This window comes from Pseudoalteromonas sp. CuT4-3, from assembly GCF_035666335.1.
Classification (GTDB): Bacteria; Pseudomonadota; Gammaproteobacteria; order Enterobacterales; family Alteromonadaceae; genus Pseudoalteromonas; species Pseudoalteromonas atlantica.
On the sequence record NZ_CP142030.1, the window covers coordinates 918,889 to 939,501 of the forward strand.

The window sequence follows — 20,613 nt, forward strand, 5'->3', positions numbered from 1 at the left end:
CAAAACTGCGGCTTTACTTTTTAACTCAAGGTAAAATAGCGTTTTTGTAAAAGCGCTCTAAATCAATGTTGTAGTCGGTCGGCTTAACAGTTGATTCGAGCTTGTCAGCTGTTTTTTTATTTGCCAAGTTTATATCTTGCATTTCCGTGTAGCGACCGTGTTTAGCACTATAAAATGTTTTAACCACCGGCTTTAAAGGTGTTTCAGGGTTACTCTGTGTAACCAAGCCTACTTTTTGGCTAGATAAGCGCACCAAGGTGCCTACTGGGTGAATGCCAATACATTGGATAAACTTAGTAAGTAGCTCACCATCAAAGCTATCAGGGCAACCATCTTTTAAAATTTTAAACGCTTTTATAGGCTCCATACCTGCTTTATATACCCGCTCTGCCGTAAGTGCATCATATACATCTACAATTGACGCCATACGTACGTATTGGCTTATCTCATCGCCTTTTTTGGCAAACGGATAGCCTTTTCCGTCTAACCGCTCATGGTGTAGGCCGGCAATATCTACAGCAATCCCCGTTAATCCTGCTTCTTCCAAAATTTGCTTAGAATACAGAGCATGGTTTTGCATAATTTTAAATTCGTCATCACTAAAGCGGCCCGGTTTATTGAGCACTTTGTCAGGAATTTTAATTTTTCCTATGTCATGCAACAAAGCACCTGTAGTGAGCTCTACAATAATGTCGCGTTCTATGCCTAAGTGCTTTGCAAAAATACCCATTAAAATAGAAACGTTGATAGAGTGCTCTAATAAGTAAGCATCTTTTTGACGCATTTGGGTTAAGCAGGCTAGGGCATCTTGGTTTCTAAAAATAGAGTCCATAAAGCCACTGGCAAGTTCTTTAAAAGGCGCTATGTCTATATCTCTACCCGCTTTTATATCGCCAAAGGCCTTTTGTTGAAGTGTTTTAGCTTCGTCGTAGAGCTTTTTAGCTTTGCCCATTTCTTGTTCGCTACTATGAACTTTAAGCCAAGGGTCGCGTTTTTTAATCTCAGCCTTAGGCGCTGGGGCTTGGGTGTCGGGCTCGGGTGTAGTTAATGTTTTATCTGGATCTATCTCTATTTCTAAAATGCCCGCTTTTTTGAGCTTATCGATACTCGTCTGAGTTTTAACCCAGCCTTGGTTTTTAATTTTAATGCGCCCAGTTTGTTTTGTAACACTTTGAACAAACATGCCAGGCTGTAATTGCGAAATAGAGATAACTTTCAATTTTTTTGCTTCTGTAATGGGTCTTTGTTTAAATTAGCATCATTATACGTTTCAATATAAAAAAAAAGGCACTTTTTAAGTGCCTTTTTTTACATTTTTAGTTAATTAGTATTGGATGGGCTATTCGTCATCTTCTACTAGGGTCATCAGTGAAGTATTACCACCAGATGCGGTAGTATCTATACTGATCGTTTTTTCAGTAATTAAGCGCTTAATTAACGTATCGTAATACTCTGAAGTAATTACTGGTAAAATAGCGCCTTTACGCTGTGCAAGTTGTTGGCTGAAGTAACCTAAACGAGACGAACGTGCAGCAACCACCGCACCCGCTAAGTGAGGGTGAGCCAAAATAGCTTGTAGCTGATTAGGTTTTGCAACCTGGAACACGCCCTCAGCAACGCCTGTGGCAATAAACTTATCTTTAAAGGCTACCGCTTCGTCGTAAAATAGCTCTGATGCTACCGTAATTACTGTATTACCTGCAGCAAGTGCTGTAATGATTGAAAGCGCCCAAAAGTTAAATGACGTGCTTTTATCTGCATAACATACTACACAACCACGTGCTTCAAGGTGCAAGGTGTTTGATTCACCAGTAGGCCCAGGCAAAGTAGTAAACTTACGCATATGTTTTTCTAAACGGTTAAGTTGTGCACGCGCTTCTGAAAGCGTTAATGCCAAATCGTCCGCTAGGTCATCAATAATTTCGACCGTTGCTACTTTAGCAAGCAACTGACGAACAGCCGATACACGGTCATTCAGCGGTGTTGCACGCCAAATTTTCTCATCGCGCATTGAGTTAGCCATTAACTTTTCAACTTGCTCGTTTGCACCGCTGTAATGGTGTAAATCAAGCTCATCTGGCGTTAGGTTAGTCATTTGCACGTTATCAGGTGATGCTTTCTCTTTTACTAAACGCTGCAGGTAGTTAGGGCCACCGGCTTTAGGGCCTGTACCAGATAAACCACGGCCACCAAATGGTTGCACACCGACAATGGCACCAATCATGTTGCGGTTTACATATACGTTACCCGCACGCGACATTTTAGCTAGGTACTCACAACGCTCTTCAATACGTGAGTGAACACCCATTGTTAAGCCGTAACCTGTGTTGTTAATTTGGTCAATCACGTTGTCGATATCATTCGCTTTAAAGCGAACAATGTGCACACATGGACCAAATACTTCACGTTTAAGTACTGATAAATCTTCGATTTCGTATAAACGAGGGGCAAAAAAGTAGGCGCCATTTTCAGTGTTATCAGGGATCTTACACTCGTAATGAAGTGTTGCATTACCTTTTAAGTATTCAACATGATCATTTAGCGTTTTAAGGGCTTTTTCATCAATTACTGGGCCCACATCGGTAGAAAGTAATGACGGGTCGCCAATATGCAGCTCGGCGAGTGCGCCTTTAAGCATTTCAATAATGCCATCGGCTACATCTTCTTGTATAAATAATACACGCAGTGCTGAACAACGCTGGCCTGCACTTTGGAAACCTGAGCTTATTACATCATCAACAACTTGCTCTGGCAGCGCTGTTGAATCCACAATCATACAGTTTTGGCCACCGGTTTCTGCAATTAGCGGTACTTGAATATCGTTACGCGCAGCCAGTGTTTGTGAAATCAGTGTGCCTGTTTCTGTAGAACCAGTAAACATAACTGCCTGAATACGCTCATCAGGTACGATTGTTTTACCTACCTCAGAACCACGGGCAATCACCGGCTGTACTACATGCTCTGGTAAGCCAACCGAAAGCATTAACTCAATAGCGCGAAGTGCGATTAAGCTTGTTTGCTCTGCAGGTTTTGCAATAACAGTATTACCAGTCACTATCGCAGCGGCCACCTGACCTAAGAAAATAGCAAGCGGGAAGTTCCACGGGCTAATACATAAAATTACACCGCGTGCTTCAAAGCGCTCATCGCTTGCAAGTTCTTCTGCACGTGCCGCGTAATAACGACAAAAATCAACGGCTTCACGTACTTCGTCAATACCATCTTGCGTAATTTTACCGGCTTCTTTAATACATATAGCGACGAGCTCATCGTGGTGACGCTCTAGAATATCTGCCACGCGGCGTAATAAATTAGCACGCTCTTTTACAGATGTTTGCGACCATGACTCAAACGCCGCTTCTGCATTGGCCAAAATGTCTTTCATCTCATCGCCAGATTGCAGTTTAACGTGGCCGATGATTTCGTTGTGATTAGCTGGGTTTTTAACTGCTAATGCGCCTTCAGGTACTTGGCTTTGATCAATTAAATGCTCGTTAAACCAGCTTTCAAGATTTTCTTTGAATGGCGTAATTACATTAATATCGGTTAAGTCCATGCCTTTAGAGTTAGCACGTTCGTCGCCGTATAAGTCGATTGGCATTTTAATTTGCGTATTGTACTTATTACGTAAACCTTGCAGTGTTTCTACTGGATCAGGTAGTAGCGACTCAACTGGTTTAGTGGTATCTACAATGGCGTTTACAAACGATGAGTTAGCGCCATTTTCTAGTAAACGACGTACTAAGTAGGCAAGTAGGTCTTCGTGCTGGCCAACGGGTGCATAAACACGGCATTGAATTTTTTCTTCATTTACGATTTGGTCAAATAAAGATTCGCCCATACCGTGTAAACGCTGGAATTCAAATCCGGTGTTATCGCCTTTAGCAACTTCTAAAATAGTGGCTGCAGTGTAAGCGTTGTGTGTTGCAAATTGCGGGTACAGTACATCGCGTGCTTCTAGCATTCTAATAGCACAGGCTTTGTAAGATACATCGGTAGTTGCTTTACGCGTAAATACTGGGTAGTGCTCTAAACCATCTTGTTGCGTGGTTTTAATTTCTGTATCCCAGTAGGCACCTTTTACAAGGCGGACCATCATTTTACGGCCTACACGAGTAGCAAGTTCAGTTACCCATTCAATAACAAAAATAGCGCGCTTTTGGTATGCTTGTACGGCTAAACCAAAACCTTGCCAGTTACCTAAATCTTCATCGCTAAATACCGCTTCTATAACATCTAACGAAATATCTAAGCGGTCAGCTTCTTCAGCATCAACCGTAAAGCCAATGTCGTATTTTTTAGCAGCAAGCGCGAGCTCTTTCAGTTTAGGTACAATTTCGGCCATTACGCGGTCTTTATGCGTGAACTCATAACGTGGATGAATAGCAGAAAGTTTAACTGAAATACCTGGGCTTTTAACTGGGCCACGGCCATTTGCCGCTTTACCAATTGCATGGATTGCGTTCATGTAGCTGTCGAAGTAACGCTTGGCATCTTTCATTGTGCGCGCGCCTTCGCCTAACATGTCGTATGAGTAAACGTAGCCTTTTTGCTCTTTTTCAGCAGCGCGTTCAATGGCTTCGTCAATGGTGCGACCCATAACGAACTGCTTACCCATAATTTTCATGGCAAAGTTTACAGATTTGCGGATCACAGGCTCGCCTAAACGACCTATGGTCTTTTTAAGCATGCCAAATTGCTGTTCTTTGGTTTTATCTGTGTAGTTAACCATTTTACCGGTTACTAATAATCCCCAAGAAGAAGCATTAACGAATAAAGAATCGCTGCTTCCTAAATGAGAACTCCAATCACCTTTAGCAAGCTTGTCACGAATTAACGTATCTTGCGTGGCTTTGTCTGGTACGCGAAGTAGGGCTTCGGCCAAACACATTAACACTACACCTTCCTCACTAGAGAGTGAGAATTCATTTAAAAGTGCGTCTACACCGCTTTGACCGTCTTGATCTTTTCGAATGTTTAAAACAATCTGGCGAGCTCTTTCCCATGCACGGCTTCGTGCTTTAACACCCACTTCTGCAAGTGGTAAAATATGATCAATAACAGCATTTTCATCAATGCGGTAAAAATCACGAATTTTCTGTCTTGTAGGACAGGTTGTTGTCAAATCGCCATTGAATAACATAAGCAACCCTTAGGAATGTTAATATGTAAATAGTAGAACAAAATTTATGTGCTTGGGCTGTTGAGCTAAAGCAACTTTGCTACCAATAAATTACCAGTGATGTAATGCGTGCATTCTAATTAAATTTCAGCAGAATATGCTGGTTAAATTTCACGATTTACGATAATTTACAGGGCATATTTTCAACTTATCCGTATAAAATTCTGTATGACAAGTCCAAATAGATTACGCCTGCTTGATCGTATCGATTTAGCAATATTAGACGTTCTTCAAAAGAACGGCAGAATTTCTAATGTTAACCTAGCAAAACAGGTTAATTTAAGTCCTAGTCCATGCCTTGACCGTGTAAAACGTTTAGAGCAAGAAGGCTATATAGAAGGGTACTTTGCAAAGCTTAGCGAACAAAAGCTGAATCAGAGCTTAGTAGCGCATGTGCAAGTATCGCTGGTGACATCTAACACGGCCGTTTTTAAAGTATTTAAAGAGCATATACTTAAAATTGAGCAAGTTGTAGAGTGCGATATGGTAGCGGGAGGATACGACTACCTGCTAAAAATTAGGGTCTCGGATATGGATGAGTATCGACAGGTGCTAGGAGACTTGGTCGATATTCCGGGAGTAGGTACTCACCATACTTACATGGTAATAGAAAAAATTAAGCAAGATCCTGGTTTACGTTTGGATGTTTAAAAACCAAATGCTTATTGCAATACATTACACACACATTAAAAAAGCACCTAAGGGTGCTTTTTTAATGATTAGCCAGCGGCTATTAAACTTAGTAAACCAAGGTTTAGGTTAATTAAGCCCACCCTTCGTAGCGCTTACGGCGCGAAAGTACAACGGTAAGTATAATACCTAAAAACAAACCTATAAAAGCAATAGCGCCACCATAAGTAAGTAGTTGGCGTTTTTCTTTTGCAGTGGCAGCTTGTTTTTGAGCACGTTCTTGCTCAAGTGTTGTTTGCAGCTCAGTAATTTGTTGATTAAGCAACTTGTTTTGATTAGTTAAGCTTTGATTATGTTCTTGTAACTGAGGTAGCTCAACTTGTGCTTGGCGTAGTTTGTTTTGCACTGTGCTCATTTCGCTACTGAGTGTTTGATACTGCTGATGAAGCCCTGGCGTTTGCGATATAAATTTAGACTCAACCCAACCTTCACGGTCTTTATCGTCTTTTATTTTTATAAAGCCGTTTTCTTCTTTTGATAGCACGGTTAATTTAGTACCCGCATCTACAGAGCCAAGTAAGCGGTAGTTTTTACCTGCGCCAGAGCGCATAAAGGTATATAGATTATCGATTATATAAGCTGAATTTGCATCTGATGAATTGGCTGTTTGAGCTTCTTGTGCTTGGCTTATAAACGAGGTGGCTGTTAAAAGTAGCCCTAGTAAACAGTGTTTTAGCATTTATCTACCTTGTTAGTCTATCCGTGTCCGTTGTGGTTGTGATTGAGATTTTCACATAAGTAGTGAGATAGTATGGATTAAACGCGTTAATAGCAAGGTTGATATTGTAACCCAGTGCGGGCGTTGCTCAGCCAAAAAGGTTAAAAAATTTGCAAAATGAGGTGGCTTTGTTTATTTTGAGCACTTATTTATTTTAAAGGTAATCCTCAACCCTAATGGATACTGAGATAGAACTGAAGTTTTTGGTATCAGATGCCGTTGTTCCACTGATCCCCTCGCTAATCACACAATTTGCTAAAACGGTTATTAATAAACCTTCACGTAGTTTGCAAAATGCCTATTACGATACCCCAAGTAGAGAGCTAAGAGCCCTTGATATAGGTTTTAGAACCCGCTGTGCCGACAGTAAATGCGAACAAACAATAAAGCTTGCTGGCGAAGTTGTGGGTGGGCTACATCAACGTCCTGAATACAACTTACCAATTGAATCAAGCCGTCCTGATTTATTAGCATTTAATAATGCTATTTGGCCTCATGGTATGCAAGTAAATGCTATTAGCAATAATTTATATCCTATTTTTAGCACTAACTTTATTCGTCGTACTTGGTTAATAGAAACCCCAAATGGCGCAAAAATTGAAGTCGTGCTAGATAAAGGCGAAATAGCTGCATCAGGTAAGGTTGATATTATTAGCGAGCTAGAAATAGAGCTTGTTGAGGGCAACAGAGACGAGCTATTTGCTTTGGCAGATAAACTTGTTAGCCAAAACTGTATTCGTTTAGGGCTTTATTCAAAAGCAGCTAGAGGCTACCGACTAGCCGATGAAACACCGCTTAAACCAAGTAAGTCTATTGGGTTTGTAAAATTAAAAAAACAAGCAACTCAAGAGCAAGCACTAATAGAGGCCATGAACTTTGGTATTCGTTTTGTGCAAAAGCATGAGCAGTGTTACTTTGACAAACCAAGTTTAAAAACGCTCAAACGTGTGACTGATGGCATTAGCTTAATTAGGCATAATTTTTGGTTGTTTGACGATATTGTAAGTAAAGACAGTACTGAGCAATTAAGAACAGAGTTAAAGTGGCTGTTAAGTGAATTAGCCTGGGTTGAAAATGCAATTCAGCTAAAAACTTATACATCTAAACGCCATGCATTTTATAAAAAAATAAATGCAGCGCCTGCATTAGCGCAAGTTATTAACGATTTAAAAGAGCTACAGCCAAGCATTGATGATATTAATGCTTTGTTTCAAAGCGCGCGATACAACCGTTTATTGCTGTCGTTAACTACCTGGTTGGTAGATAAACAATGGCGTAAGTTTTGGGGGCAAACTCAACTACAGGCGGCAGAGCAGCCAGTAGCTAAAATTGCAAAACGTTTGTTTAATAAAGATTGGCAAAATTTAGATAAGCTACTTCCTAAAGAGCAAACGCTTACAGCACAAGATTATTTAAGCTTACGCACCCAATTAGAAAACAGCTTATTAAGCGGTAATTGCTTAGGGTCATTGTTTGACAAAGAAGAGCGCTTAGAATTTAGACTGCCGTGGCTGGATATTTCTCATGGTATGTACGAGCTCAGCACGCTGGAATATTTAAAGCAGCTTTGCGGCGGGCAAGAAGACGAGCAGTTGGCTAAAATTCAACAGTGGCTAGATCAAAAGTCAGATTACTTAGTCAGTGCAATGGAGCAAAGCCGTTTAGCGTCTTTTGATATAGAGCCGTACTGGCAGTAATATATTTAAGCAGGTGTGTATTGGCGCCTGCTTTTATCTTTTTGTTGAAACTTTCTTAAACCTCCTTAATTAAATAACCTCTTAATTTCTACGTAATAAAAATGGTGCGTTAGTCACTCGTTAACTATGCTTATAGTCATAAACCTACAACGGTAAGACTAATATGAAGTGTAGTGTTGTTTTGCTTTTTTTATTCAATAGTATGGGTGTCTATGCTCAAACCTTTACTTTTGGTGTAGTTCCGCAATATGAGCCTCAAAAACTCACTGCAATATGGCAGCCCTTTCTTAATAAAGTAACCGAAAAAACAGGCGTGCAACTACAGCTTGTTACCGTGGAATCAATCCCGGTTTTTGAGCAAGGGTTTGCAGATGGCGATTACGATTTTGCTTATATGAACCCATGGCATAGTGTGATTGCTTACGACAAGCAAGGCTATTTACCGATAGTGAAAGATGCCGCGCGCCATTTGCAAGGCGTATTAGTGGTCAATAAAAACAGTAATATTGAATCCGTTAAGCAGCTTGAAGGCGCCGAAATTGCTTTTCCTGCGCCTAATGCATTAGGCGCTTCTTTATTAATGCGGGCGGAGCTTGCCCTATTGTATGGCTTAACAATAGAGCCTGTGTATGTACAAACGCACTCATCTGTTTATTTAAACGTGGCACTTAGACATAATGACTCCCACACGGTGTTAGCCTCCGCTTTTCGTGGGTTAGCTTAATTCAAAGCCAGAGCCATAATTAGTTTGTCAATTAACTAAACAGCAGAGGCTAACATGAATAAACATAGCATACTTTTTATCGGTCTTGATACACATAAAGAATTCAATGAAGTCGCCTATATTGAAGAACATAGAGGTGCGCAACCTGTTCATCTTGGCCGAGTTTCGTCTTCCAAAGTGGCCGTTCAAAAGCTTGTTCGTCAGTTCGAATCGAAATACTCTGGCGCAACACTTCATTTTGTTTATGAAGCAGGCCCATGTGGTTATTGGATTTACAGGTTAATTACCAGCCTCGGCCATTGCTGTTACGTGGTGGCGCCCTCTCTTATTCCTAAAAAACCTGGTGAGAAGATTAAAACCGATAAACGTGATGCTCTTAAGCTTGCTAAATTACTTAAGTCTGAAGATTTAACACCTATCTATGTTCCCGAGCCTGAAGATGAAGCTGTACGCGATTTATCTCGTGCACGCGAAGTGGCAATGAAGGACTTAAAAGATGCCAAATATCAATTAAAGGCGCTGTTGCTTCGCAATAATATTAATTATAAAGGCACTGCGAATTGGTCACAAAAACATTTACGTTGGCTCACTGAGATTGTGCTGCCACACCCCGCTCAGCACATCGTCTTACAAGAATTTTTACACACAATTACCGAACGAATAAGCCGACTTGAACGGCTAGACAATGAACTAACACACCACGTTCACCAGTGGCGTTATTATCCTGTTGTCAAAGCAATACAAGCTATGCGTGGTGTCCGTTTGTTGGTCGCCACTGGCGTTGTTGCTGAGCTTGGCGATTTATCGCGTTTCGACCATCCCCGTAAATTAATGAGTTATCTCGGTCTTGTACCCAGTGAACACTCGAGTGGTGGCAAACGCCATATTGGCGCCATCACAAAATGCGGAAATGGCCGAGCAAGACGCCTTCTTGTGGAAGGTGCACACACTTATCGGTATGCGGCAAATATATCAACAGATATGCAAAAACGACAAGAAGGCTTACCAAAGGACATTATTGATATTGCGTGGAAAGCACAGATTAGGCTCTGCAAACGCTATAAAAAAATGATAGCCAAAGGGAAACACTACAATCTGGTTGTTACCGCCATTGCCCGAGAAATGATTGCGTACATATGGGCTATTGCAAAAGAAGTGGTGCTTACGCCAGTGAATACAAAACTTAGATTGGCAAGAGTACCCGCATGATAAACGTATTAGAGTTAATGCATGGGATCAAGCATCGGGTGTGGCACAACCACCGACGGCGTTAGGATGGCAGTGCAGCTAACGCTGCATTGAACCACGAACATAGACTGAAGACAGGTGCCACGACGAAATAAGTAAGGTCTGCTCTGTTACTAGAAATAGTAATAACCAACGAATATCAGCAAGATAACCGACGACATTACTTGCTTCATCCTATGTATTAACTCGCTCTAATTCGAGCTAAAGTAATTATGGCTTAAAAAGTTAGGCAGGGATCAGTGCGTTTAACTTGACAGTGGGAGTCATACCAACGCAACACCTGCCGGCGGCGGGGTGATGGGCACATTAAAGCAACAGCCTCAAAATTTGCAGCAAAAGCTAAAAGTTATTTACAAAACGCGTAAGGTTAGCCGCCACCCCATTGTGGTTCACCCTAGAGTAAATAATCAGGTACAAGCGCAAGTTCAACAAGCAATTATAGAAATAGGGAGCGACCCTAAACAAAAACACTTACTAGCGGGTATTCCTATAATTAACCCAAGTAAAGCAAGCATTGACGATTACAACCAATTAACGCAATGGGGTTTACGCTCGTTTTATGTTGAAAATTAACTGGTGGCGCAGCCTAAGGGTTCAAAGCTTTATTGCGGTAATGGCATTTGGCTTTTTATTAATATGCTTATTTTTTTTTTACGCTTTGCCAGAGCAAGCTAGGTGGGTAAACGATGGCCTTTCTAGCGCAGCGCTCTTTACAGCAACTATCTACATCAATAAAAACCTCTTTATTAACTCGTCAATACGCACAGCTGTATGAGCAAATAGATGCGCAACTTAATACAAACCCTAATTGGAAAGCAATTAGAGTAGTAGAGCCGACTACAGGTAATCAGTTATATCCATTAGATGAGTGGCAGCTGTTAGCTCAGCAGGGCAATGTTACGTTTAATGAGCATATTACTTTTTTAGATAAACCTTTGGCTGAAATAACGTTAGTCGTTAATTTTGAAGACGAAATAAACGAAGCGGCCAAGCTACATTACACGTTAATTTATATTCAGTTTTTTATACTTGTGGTGTTTTTTATTGGCTTAGCTTGGTTGGTCGATTATAGAATTACCAGCCCTTTACGGGCGCTCGAAGTCGCCTTTTCTAAACTAGCTAAAGGGAACTTTGATTGCCATGTTAGCGTTCAGCAAAAAAATGAGATTGGCAGCGTCATAAATGCATTTAATAAAATGGCCGGTGAGGTTGCTACTAATCATCAAAAAGTAAACGCACTGAGAATTCAAGCCGAGTCGGCCTGTAAGGCTAAATCTGACTTTATGGCGAGTATGAGCCATGAGCTTAGAACGCCGTTAAATGCGATTTTAGGGTTAGCGCAGCTTTATCAATATGACAGTAAAGCAACCGAGGTACACAAAGACAATGCGCAAAGTATTTACCAAGCTGGGGAGCATTTACTTTTACTAATAAACGACGTGCTAGATTTAACTTCTATTGAGTCGGGGAATATGCAGTTTAATTTTGAATATGCCCCCGTGAAAGACATGTTACAGCATAGTATTGAAATAGTGAGCGAACTTGCCAGAGTTGAGCTTATTACTATAAATACTCACAATATTGACTCCCTTGAAGGTATTTACTTATATGTAGATAAGCGCCGTTTTAAACAGGTACTGCTTAATTTACTTTCCAACGCAATAAAATATAACAAAGTGCGAGGTAAAATAGATATACGTTGCGAAATTGCTGATTCCAGCCGCTGTAATATTGATATTGAAGATACAGGGTGCGGTTTTTCAGAAGATGATATTTTAAGGCTTTTTAAACCCTTTGATAGACTAGGGGCAGAGACCAGTAAAACGCATGGTACGGGCATAGGTTTAGTTATTACTAAAGAGCTTGTAGAGCGTATGCAAGGGCAGCTACAAGTAAATAGCCAAATAAATAAAGGCGCGTGTTTTACCATTAGCTTTAATGGTTTTAAAGAAAGCGCTTTAACCACTATACAAGCTGATGAACCGATAAATCATCCCAGCAGTGAGCCTGCAAACTCAGCCACAGGTAAACTCCCAGTATTAAATGTGCTGGTGGCAGAAGATCAACTGACTAATCAGCTGGTTTTAAAGCAGCAACTGACCATGCTTGGTGTTAATTCAACGTTTGCAAATAATGGCGAACAGGCCTGGCAAATGCTCCAAGATAAGTCCTTCGATATGCTACTTACCGATATTCAAATGCCGTTGTTAAATGGCCTTGAGTTGGCTAAAAAAATCCGAAAAAACACACAGTTCAATGAGCTAATAATTATTGCTGTTACAGCCAATATAATGGAAAAAAACATTCAAGATTGTTACAGCGCTGGGATGAACGGTTTTTTAACTAAACCGATAGAGCTTGAAAGCCTAAAAGCACTGTTGATGAAGCATTCTCAAGGCGTTGTTCCTTCGCATACACAGCCGCTGCAAATTACAGCGCAAGCAAGCACTATGTACAGTCAATTAGATATGCCTTTATTGTTTTCGATGTTAGGAAAAGATACGCATGTACATTGTTTAGTCTTTCAGGCGTTTTTACAGACCGCTTATGAGCAAGTTAAATTAATTGAAGCGTATACACATAGTTTAAATTACGCCGATTTATCTTTTCAGGCGCATGGTTTAAAGTCATCTGCTAAATCGGTTGCAGCGTTAAAGTTAAGTGATACCTGCCAGCAGATAGAAAGCTTAGCCGCGCAAAATAAGGTCGATGAAGCGTTATTATTTGCACTACAAACAGGATTTAATGAAGTGGTTACACAGTTAAAAGTGTACTGTAATAAACATGAGGCATCTTCGTAATGCCTCATGTAATGGCCCTTTAATTAATATTTAGCGGCCTGCCCTTTAGCGAGTAGGGAGCTTAAAATGAAGTCGCGTAAGTCGTTATTAGAAAGCTTAAGATCTTCATGTCGTAGGTACATCATATGGCCGCTGCGGTACCCTTTAAAGCTTAACCTGTCTTTCATTTTTCCACTTGGGTCAAGCTGCCATAACGTGTATTTAGCATCAAAGTAATTTGTTGCGCCATCGTAGTAACCCGCTTGAATCATGACGTTTAAATACGGGTTTTGCGCCATCGCTAAACGTAAGTTTTCGCCGGTATTATTTTTACTGCGATCCCATGGGTGAACATTGCCAAATAAGTTGTATTTTACATCCGTTTTATAGTTGAGCTCTTCACGCAGGTAATAGTTAATTGCAGGCGTAAATGAGTGCAGCCAAGAGGTAAGCTCAGCCCAGTAATCAGGTGATTCGCCAGCATCGCGTTTATCAATACCTAAATAGCGCGAATCTAGACGCCCGACAGTTTGTCCGCGCTCACGTAAAAGTTCTTTCCAAAAAAATCGAGTGGGAATATCTAAATTGTTTTGCGCTACAAACTGCTCTGAAAGGCCTGCATATTCGGCCATCTTCTTTATTATTTGGCGTTTTTTATCGGCATCGATAAAGCCACCTTTAGCGAGGGCAGGAATAAGCTCATTAATAGTGAACTGTTCTACCTCGGGTAAAAGTTCATTGAGATCTTTTTCTTGCAAGTTTTTATTCAGTGCTTTGTGATACCACGCAGTTGCAGCAAAATAAGGTAAGCGATTAGCCGCTTTTATAGGGCCGTCGCGTTTTATACCAATATCGGTCGGCGATACTAATACCACCCCATTAATGTACATCCATTGACTGTTTTGTAGTTCATGGGCAAGGCCTGATACACGAGTAGTGCCGTAGCTTTCTCCAATTAAAAACTTAGGTGAGCGCCAGCGCTCGTTTCGGTTAACAAAGGTATTTAGCCATTCAGCTAAGTATTTTATGTCGGCATTGACACCAAAAAAGTGCTCTTTTTGTTGCTCTTTCGAAAGCATTTCACCTTTGGCGTTTTCTACTACGCGTGAATAACCTGTATTTACCGGATTTACATAAACAATATCTGCTACATCTAATACTGAGTAGGGGTTATCTTTTACGCCATAAGGCTGAATGGGGTAGCCTTCGTCATCAATTTTTAATACGCGTGGGCCAGTATAGGCTAAGTGCATCCATACAGATGCAGAGCCAGGACCGCCATTAAACGATATCAGTAATGGGCGAGCTGCGGTGTTATCGACTTTATCTCGTGTGTAATAGGTATATTGTAATGTGGCAATGGTATCGCCATTATCATTCCACACCGGCTGAGTGCCTGTTTTAACGGTGTAGCTAAAGCGTTCACCATTAATTTTTGCTTTATGCTTAGTGACTACGTGGCTATCAATGTCTATTTTTCGTTGGTTTTCTGCTGTTGCAGTACTGCTAAGCAATACCATGGCAAGCGCTAAGGTGTAACGAGTTAATTGGACAAGCTTCATTGTCGTTCCTTATTTTTGTTTAGATGCTATTTAAAATAAAAAACACACAAATAACAAAAGTATTGAGATTAATGGTCGATAATACTGGTTAAGTCTAAACTTATACACGGCGTGTTTGTTTATTTAGGGTTAATTTATCCTAGCGTGTTTAGCTTAGCTAAAAAATCAAGTATATTTGGTCGACTTTGTATTTGAATTAAATACAAGCCTTGCGCTTACATTAATGGACCTAGCCTACTTACTGGCTACATAAACAGAACTTTACTGGATGTTTTTCATAGCTTGTCGCTTCAGTGCAAGTTTAAGTACGTAAAATAACAAGATTAAAGAGAAGTTTATGCAAAGAGTATTAGTGGTTGAAGACAGTAAAGTAGTGCAGCAGGTGCTACGCCACTTAACGGCTCAATATTTAGATGTCGCTGTCGATTTCGCATGGTCATTAAATGAATGCCAAGACTATATTGAGAAACATAAATACTCGCTGGCTTTAGTTGATTTAACTTTGCCTGATGCACCTAATGGCGAGGTCGCTAAATTTACACTTTCACACGCTATTCCTACTGTGGTACTTACCTCAAAAATTGATGAATATAAGCGCCAACAAATGCTAGAGCTTGGTGTTATTGATTACGTAATTAAAGACAATCGCGATTCATACCATTACGCTATCAAGTTAGTGGCTCAGCTTCTGAGAAATCAAGGCTGTAAGGCCTTGGTTGCTGATGATTCGGTGTTAAGCCGCTCCTTAATGAAGCAAATGCTAGAAAAGCAATTATTTGATGTAACCGATGCGCAAGATGGTCAGCAAGCACTCGAAATAATAAAAAGTAACCCTAATATAAAATTGCTCATGACCGATTATGCGATGCCATTAATGGATGGCTTTGAACTGGTTAAAGCGGTGCGTAATTTTAGAGGGCGCGATGATTTGGCCATTATCGGGCTTTCGGGTGCAGGTAAACATGGGTTATCGGCTCGGTTTATTAAATACGGTGCCAACGACTTTTTAACAAAGCCATTTATGAATGAAGAGTTTCATTGTCGTGTTATGCAAACAATGGAGCAGTTGTCACTGATTGCGGATATTAAAGAAAGTGCTTACAGAGACTATTTAACGGGTATATATAACCGCCGTTATTTTTACCAATATGCAGAGCAACTATTAAAAAAACAACAGCAAAATACGCTTGCATTACTCGATATAGATTTTTTCAAAAATATTAATGACACCTTAGGCCACGAAGCGGGCGATCAGGCACTAAAGCAGGTAGCCACGTTAATTAAAACTACGTTTTCTAAGTTTACCGTTGCGCGGGTGGGCGGCGAAGAGTTTGCCATTATATTAGATGATATAGACACGGCGCGTGGGCGAGAGTACTTAGAAGGCTTTAGAAAAAAACTCGCTAAACATGAATTTTTAATCGATGAAAAACCGTTTTCTATCACCATTAGTATTGGTGTTGCTGATTTTCAAAACACTGATTTAACTCAGGCCATGCGCATCGCAGATGCGGCCCTTTACGAAGCCAAAAACAATGGCCGAAACTGTGTTGTGTAAATATAAAAAATAACACTAATTACAAGCTAGTAGGGCATCACTTTTGGTGATGCACCAATGTAGCTAAGTTGTTAAAAAAGCGCACCTTGATGGTGCGTTTTTTTTGTTTTAAATTTACTATTTACGTTTATCTTATTGATATTAAGTGTTTTTTAATAGTGGCACAAAGGTTGGATTATGTAAGCCAACAGGATAACAATAAAGCGTCCGAGGGGGCCACTATGAAAATGATTAGTGCAATCATAAAACCATTTAAATTAGATGATGTGCGTGAAGCGCTCGCTGATTTAGGTATTGAAGGGATGACCGTAGTTGATGTTAAAGGTTTTGGACGTCAACGAGGCCATACAGAGCTGTATCGAGGAGCAGAGTATCAGGTAGATTTTATTCCTAAGATCAAACTTGAAATTGCTACTCGTACTGAAAATTGCCAACGCGTAGTTGAAGCAATTACCAAAATTGCATCAACAGGCAAAATTGGTGACGGTAAAATTTTCGTGTACGACTTAGATCAAATTGTGCGTATTCGTACGGGCGAACTTGATGAAGAAGCAATTTAAGGGGGCTGATTAATGGAAAACACAATTGTAGAACTCAAATTTTCACTCGACACCTTTTATTTTCTGGTGTCGGGTATATTAGTAATGTGGATGGCAGCAGGTTTTGCCATGTTAGAAGCGGGTTTAGTGCGCTCTAAAAACACCACTGAAATTTTAACTAAAAACGTGGCGCTGTACTCTATCGCATGTACCATGTTTTTATTGGTTGGCTACAACATCATGTATGTAGACAACGCTGAAGGCGGTATTATCCCTTCAATTGGCGCATTAATTGGCACGCAAGCGGCCGATGCTGACCACTCTTTAGAATCTGACTTTTTCTTCCAAGTAGTATTTGTTGCAACGGCTATGTCGATTGTATCGGGTGCCGTGGCTGAACGTATGAAGTTATTTGCTTTCTTAGCATTTGCAGTTGTTTTAACTGGCTTTATTTACCCAATGGAAGGTTACTGGACATGGGGCGGCGGTTTCTTATCAGAAATGGGCTTTGTAGATTTTGCAGGCTCTGCCATCGTTCACGGTGCTGGTGCTGCAGCTGCTTTAGCAGGTGTAATTTTACTTGGCGCTCGTAAAGGTAAATACGGTAAAAACGGTGAAATTTACCCAATTCCAGGCTCTAACCTACCACTTGCTACATTAGGTACGTTTATTTTATGGATGGGTTGGTTTGGTTTTAACGGTGGTTCGCAATTACTTCTTTCAGATAAAGAAAATGCAACGGCTGTAGGTCAAATTTTACTTAATACTAACGCTGCTGCTGCAATGGGTGCAATTGCTGCACTGTTTGTATGTAAAGTGTTATGGGGTAAGGCAGATTTAACTATGGTACTAAACGGCGCATTAGCAGGTTTAGTTGTTATTACAGCAGACCCACTTTCACCATCTCCATTAATGGCGTGTTTACTAGGTATTTTAGGTGGCTCACTGGTTGTATTTAGCATTGTAGCTCTAGATAAAGCGAAGATTGATGACCCAGTAGGTGCTATCTCTGTTCACGGTGTATGTGGCGCGCTAGGTATTATGTTAGTGCCTGTATCTAACGGCGATGCAAACTTTGTAACACAGCTTATTGGTTTAGTGACTATTTTAGCCTTTGTTTTTGTAGCTTCATTTATTGTGTGGGCTATTTTAAAGCAAACTATGGGTATTCGCGTAACCGAAGAAGAAGAGCTAAGCGGTATGGACCAACACGATTGTGGTGTTGATGCTTACCCTGAGTTTGTATCTGTTCGCAGTAACTAATATTAAATAGATTAATCATTGTGTTCACAAAGCCCTACCTTGGTAGGGCTTTTTTTCGTTTCAGGGAAGGTTAACTTTTCAGGTGTTAGGCTATACCCAATATGCTAAGCTCACACTCGTGAATAAACCTTGGAATAAATTACACTTAAATGGCTGACAACAAAAAAACACCCAGTAGTAAAACCACTCCTAAGCGTGCACCTAAAGCAACCAGCTCGCCACGTAAAGCTAAATCAAAAACGACTAAAAAAACGTCAAACACTGTTGTTAAACGCACATTTATGCGAAAAACATGGTCTGTTTTTTGGAAATTGAGCTTAGCTGTTTTTATTGCTATGGCCATGTATCTTATTTATTTAGATTCGAAAACAACACGTATATTTGAAGGTAATAAATGGCAGTTACCCGCCCAAGTATACGCACGCTCAATGGAGTTTTACCCAGGGCAGTTTTTATCTAGCCAAGAGGTTGTGTGGGAGCTTGAGCGCCTCAATTATTCGTCAGTTAATAGGCTAAGCCGCACGGGGCAGTTTGTAAAAACAGCCGATAGCATAAAAATTTACCGACGCGACTTTGAGTTTTATGATGGCCTTGAAGAATCGCACATTATTGAGCTGCGTTTTGCCGGGCAAAAAGTAGCAACCATTAAAGATAAATTTGGCAGAAGGCTAAACAGCGCTCGCCTAGAGCCTGTGCAAATAGCCCGTATTGGAAATGATTCAAAGCAAGATAGAGAGTTTGTACCGCTTGATAAGTTTCCGCCTATGTTGAAAGACACGTTATTAGTGGTAGAAGATCGGGATTTTTATCAGCACCATGGTGTGTCGGTATTTTCTATTTTGCGCGCGCTATATTCAAACATTAAAGCAGGGCGTACCGTGCAAGGTGGTAGCACCTTAACGCAGCAGCTTGCAAAAAATATATACCTAACGCGTGAGCGTTCTTTAGTGCGTAAAATAAATGAGGCATTTATTGCGCTTATTCTAGATTACCGTTATTCAAAAGATCAGATTTTAGAAGCTTATTTGAATGAAGTTTACCTAGGTCAGTCTTATAACCAAGGCGTGCATGGCATGGGCTTGGCCTCTGAGTTTTATTTTTCAAAGCCTGTTGATGAGCTGGAATATGATCAAATAGCGCTGCTGGTAGCGATGGTCAAAGGGCCTTCGTATTACAATCCTCGACGCTATAAAGAGCGCACTATGGAGCGTCGCGACCTAGTACTGCGCTTAATGGTTGAAAACAAGCTACTAACTACAAAAGAATACCGTGCATCACTTAAACGCCCAATTGATATAGCGCCTATGAAAGCAAGTTTACAAAAGTCATACCCTGGCTTTTTAGAACTTGTAAACCGTGAGCTTAAGCAGTTATTACCTGATCAAAAAACACTAGATGCTGGGGTTCGTGTATTTACTTACTTTGATTTGCAAAAACAAACGGCGATGGAAGAGTCCATTCAAAAAAGTTTACCGTATTTAGAAAAACGTCCTAACACCGATAAACTCGAAGCAGCCATGATCTCAGTTAATGTAGAAAAAGGCGGTGTGTCGGCTTTAGTGTCGGGGCGCGATGTTCGCTACTCAGGTTTCAACCGAGTGCTCGATACTAAACGAAATATTGGCTCTTTAGTTAAACCCGCGGTGTACTTAACAGCCCTGCAGTTACCACATTATAACTTAGCCACATTACTTGATGACTCCCCTGTGCAGGTAACAAATGAGCAAGGTAAAGTGTGGCAACCTGAGAACTTTGATCACCAATACCGAGGTGCATTACCACTTTATAAAGCCTTTAGTAACAGTATTAATATTCCTGCGGTAAATTTAGGCCTAGATGTAGGTGTTGATAAAGTAGCAAATACGCTCAAAGGGTTAGGAGCAAAAGGTAATATAGATGAATACCCCTCGCTGCTACTTGGTGCTGTAGAAATGTCGAGCTTTGAGGTTGCCCAGCTTTATACCACTATCGCAGCAGATGGCGAGTATAGAGAGCTTACTTCTGTATCTGCGCTAACAGACTCGGTAGGTAACGTATTGTATAAGCATAAAGTTAAGTCTGAGCCGCGCTTTGCAAAAGACGCTGTATATATGACTAAATATGCCATGAAGCGAGTGACAAAAGACGGCACCGCTAAGCGTTTAAATTTACACTTTCCATCAATTCAGCTTGCCGGTAAAACAGGCACTAGTAATGATTTACGTGATAGCTGGTTTGCAGGGTTTGATCAAAACACAGTGACCGTTGCATGGCTTGGTAGAGACGATAATAGAAGCACCGGTTTAACAGGGAGTGTGGGCGCGTTAGAAGCTTATATTCGTTACTTAAAACCGCTCAACCCTGAAGCAATAGCTGATACACGCCCGCCATCAATAAGATGGGCTTTCGTCAATGAAAGAACGGGTTTACAAGCACCGCCCGGATGCGGAAAAGTCATTCAGTTACCACTAAGAGCCAGTGAGTTTGAACCTAGGCCCCAGTGTATACGCTAATAAAATAAAACCTTAATAATAAAACCGCTAACTCAGCGGTTTTATTATATTTGCTTCACTATCTAGCAATCAAAATTTGAAACTAAATAAATTTTAATTACTTTTATTAGCTTATTTTTTTAGAAGTAAATTAAAAAGCAGTAAGTATGATTAGACTAAA

The 20,613-nt window shown here is 40.6% G+C and carries 14 protein-coding genes; 10 read left to right on the forward strand and 4 right to left on the reverse strand.

Going from position 1 to position 20,613, the window contains the following annotated elements:
• Nucleotides 1–25: 25 nt before the first annotated feature.
• Both VOI46_RS04130 and putA read right to left on the reverse strand, forming a co-directional pair.
• Nucleotides 26–1,219, reverse strand: coding sequence for an HD-GYP domain-containing protein (locus tag VOI46_RS04130; RefSeq protein ID WP_054983194.1), 1,194 nt, complete (start codon nt 1,217–1,219; stop codon nt 26–28).
• A gap of 120 nt (nt 1,220–1,339) precedes the next feature.
• Nucleotides 1,340–5,143 carry a bifunctional proline dehydrogenase/L-glutamate gamma-semialdehyde dehydrogenase PutA gene (gene putA / locus VOI46_RS04135; RefSeq protein ID WP_004587170.1) on the reverse strand — a complete coding sequence of 1,268 codons (3,804 nt, stop codon included), beginning with the start codon at nt 5,141–5,143 and terminating at the stop codon, nt 1,340–1,342.
• Between the two features lie 207 nt (nt 5,144–5,350).
• On the opposite strand from putA, the gene VOI46_RS04140 reads away from it, so the two are divergent.
• Nucleotides 5,351–5,833, forward strand: coding sequence for a winged helix-turn-helix transcriptional regulator (locus VOI46_RS04140; protein ID WP_004587169.1), 483 nt, complete (start codon nt 5,351–5,353; stop codon nt 5,831–5,833).
• A 112-nt stretch (nt 5,834–5,945) separates the two neighbouring features.
• On the opposite strand, the gene VOI46_RS04145 is transcribed toward VOI46_RS04140, so the two are convergent.
• Nucleotides 5,946–6,551, reverse strand: coding sequence for a TIGR04211 family SH3 domain-containing protein (locus VOI46_RS04145; RefSeq protein WP_024034313.1), 606 nt, complete (start codon nt 6,549–6,551; stop codon nt 5,946–5,948).
• A 215-nt stretch (nt 6,552–6,766) separates the two neighbouring features.
• Here VOI46_RS04145 and VOI46_RS04150 point away from each other — a divergent pair, with 215 nt between their 5' ends.
• From VOI46_RS04150 to VOI46_RS04170, 5 genes are all read left to right on the forward strand, one after another.
• The gene (locus VOI46_RS04150) at nt 6,767–8,287 is read left to right on the forward strand and encodes a CYTH and CHAD domain-containing protein (protein ID WP_004587167.1); all 1,521 of its coding nucleotides are present in this window, start codon (nt 6,767–6,769) and stop codon (nt 8,285–8,287) included.
• A gap of 163 nt (nt 8,288–8,450) precedes the next feature.
• Nucleotides 8,451–9,011, forward strand: coding sequence for a phosphate/phosphite/phosphonate ABC transporter substrate-binding protein (locus tag VOI46_RS04155; RefSeq protein WP_324738174.1), 561 nt, complete (start codon nt 8,451–8,453; stop codon nt 9,009–9,011).
• Between the two features lie 54 nt (nt 9,012–9,065).
• Nucleotides 9,066–10,220 carry an IS110 family transposase gene (locus tag VOI46_RS04160; RefSeq protein ID WP_029772239.1) on the forward strand — a complete coding sequence of 385 codons (1,155 nt, stop codon included), beginning with the start codon at nt 9,066–9,068 and terminating at the stop codon, nt 10,218–10,220.
• 336 nt (nt 10,221–10,556) lie between these two features.
• Complete coding sequence (locus tag VOI46_RS04165; RefSeq protein ID WP_324738175.1) at nt 10,557–10,832, forward strand: PhnD/SsuA/transferrin family substrate-binding protein; 276 nt, start codon at nt 10,557–10,559, stop codon at nt 10,830–10,832.
• A 113-nt stretch (nt 10,833–10,945) separates the two neighbouring features.
• Nucleotides 10,946–13,060, forward strand: a complete 2,115-nt coding sequence (locus tag VOI46_RS04170) for an ATP-binding protein (protein ID WP_004587165.1) — start codon at nt 10,946–10,948, stop codon at nt 13,058–13,060.
• 23 nt (nt 13,061–13,083) lie between these two features.
• Here the strand turns inward: VOI46_RS04170 and VOI46_RS04175 are convergent, their stop codons facing one another.
• On the reverse strand, nt 13,084–14,601 hold the full coding sequence (locus VOI46_RS04175; RefSeq protein ID WP_004587164.1) for a hypothetical protein: 1,518 nt from the start codon (nt 14,599–14,601) through the stop codon (nt 13,084–13,086).
• 337 nt (nt 14,602–14,938) lie between these two features.
• Here VOI46_RS04175 and VOI46_RS04180 point away from each other — a divergent pair, with 337 nt between their 5' ends.
• The 4 genes from VOI46_RS04180 (at nt 14,939) to mrcB (ending at nt 20,453) form a co-directional block, all read left to right on the forward strand.
• Entirely contained in the window at nt 14,939–16,159 is a 1,221-nt protein-coding gene (locus VOI46_RS04180; RefSeq protein WP_004587163.1) for a response regulator, read from the forward strand.
• 221 nt (nt 16,160–16,380) lie between these two features.
• Nucleotides 16,381–16,719 (forward strand): P-II family nitrogen regulator, encoded by a 339-nt coding sequence (locus VOI46_RS04185; protein ID WP_004587162.1) that lies wholly within the window; start codon nt 16,381–16,383, stop codon nt 16,717–16,719.
• Between the two features lie 12 nt (nt 16,720–16,731).
• Nucleotides 16,732–17,961, forward strand: coding sequence for an ammonium transporter (locus VOI46_RS04190; protein ID WP_004587161.1), 1,230 nt, complete (start codon nt 16,732–16,734; stop codon nt 17,959–17,961).
• A 149-nt stretch (nt 17,962–18,110) separates the two neighbouring features.
• Complete coding sequence (mrcB, locus tag VOI46_RS04195) at nt 18,111–20,453, forward strand: penicillin-binding protein 1B (protein ID WP_004587160.1); 2,343 nt, start codon at nt 18,111–18,113, stop codon at nt 20,451–20,453.
• Nucleotides 20,454–20,613 lie beyond the last annotated feature (160 nt).

Bases quoted from the DNA above. Each gene is read 5' to 3' on its own strand.
- VOI46_RS04140 (WP_004587169.1), top strand. From the start codon at position 5,351: ATGACAAGTCCAAATAGATTACGCCTGCTTGATCGTATCGATTTAGCA.
- mrcB (WP_004587160.1), top strand. From the start codon at position 18,111: ATGGCTGACAACAAAAAAACACCCAGTAGTAAAACCACTCCTAAGCGT.
- VOI46_RS04175 (WP_004587164.1), bottom strand. From the start codon at position 14,601: ATGAAGCTTGTCCAATTAACTCGTTACACCTTAGCGCTTGCCATGGTA.
- VOI46_RS04190 (WP_004587161.1), top strand. From the start codon at position 16,732: ATGGAAAACACAATTGTAGAACTCAAATTTTCACTCGACACCTTTTAT.
- VOI46_RS04165 (WP_324738175.1), top strand. From the start codon at position 10,557: ATGGGCACATTAAAGCAACAGCCTCAAAATTTGCAGCAAAAGCTAAAA.
- VOI46_RS04155 (WP_324738174.1), top strand. From the start codon at position 8,451: ATGAAGTGTAGTGTTGTTTTGCTTTTTTTATTCAATAGTATGGGTGTC.
- VOI46_RS04180 (WP_004587163.1), top strand. From the start codon at position 14,939: ATGCAAAGAGTATTAGTGGTTGAAGACAGTAAAGTAGTGCAGCAGGTG.
- VOI46_RS04145 (WP_024034313.1), bottom strand. From the start codon at position 6,551: ATGCTAAAACACTGTTTACTAGGGCTACTTTTAACAGCCACCTCGTTT.
- putA (WP_004587170.1), bottom strand. From the start codon at position 5,143: ATGTTATTCAATGGCGATTTGACAACAACCTGTCCTACAAGACAGAAA.
- VOI46_RS04170 (WP_004587165.1), top strand. From the start codon at position 10,946: ATGGCCTTTCTAGCGCAGCGCTCTTTACAGCAACTATCTACATCAATA.
- VOI46_RS04150 (WP_004587167.1), top strand. From the start codon at position 6,767: ATGGATACTGAGATAGAACTGAAGTTTTTGGTATCAGATGCCGTTGTT.
- VOI46_RS04185 (WP_004587162.1), top strand. From the start codon at position 16,381: ATGAAAATGATTAGTGCAATCATAAAACCATTTAAATTAGATGATGTG.
- VOI46_RS04160 (WP_029772239.1), top strand. From the start codon at position 9,066: ATGAATAAACATAGCATACTTTTTATCGGTCTTGATACACATAAAGAA.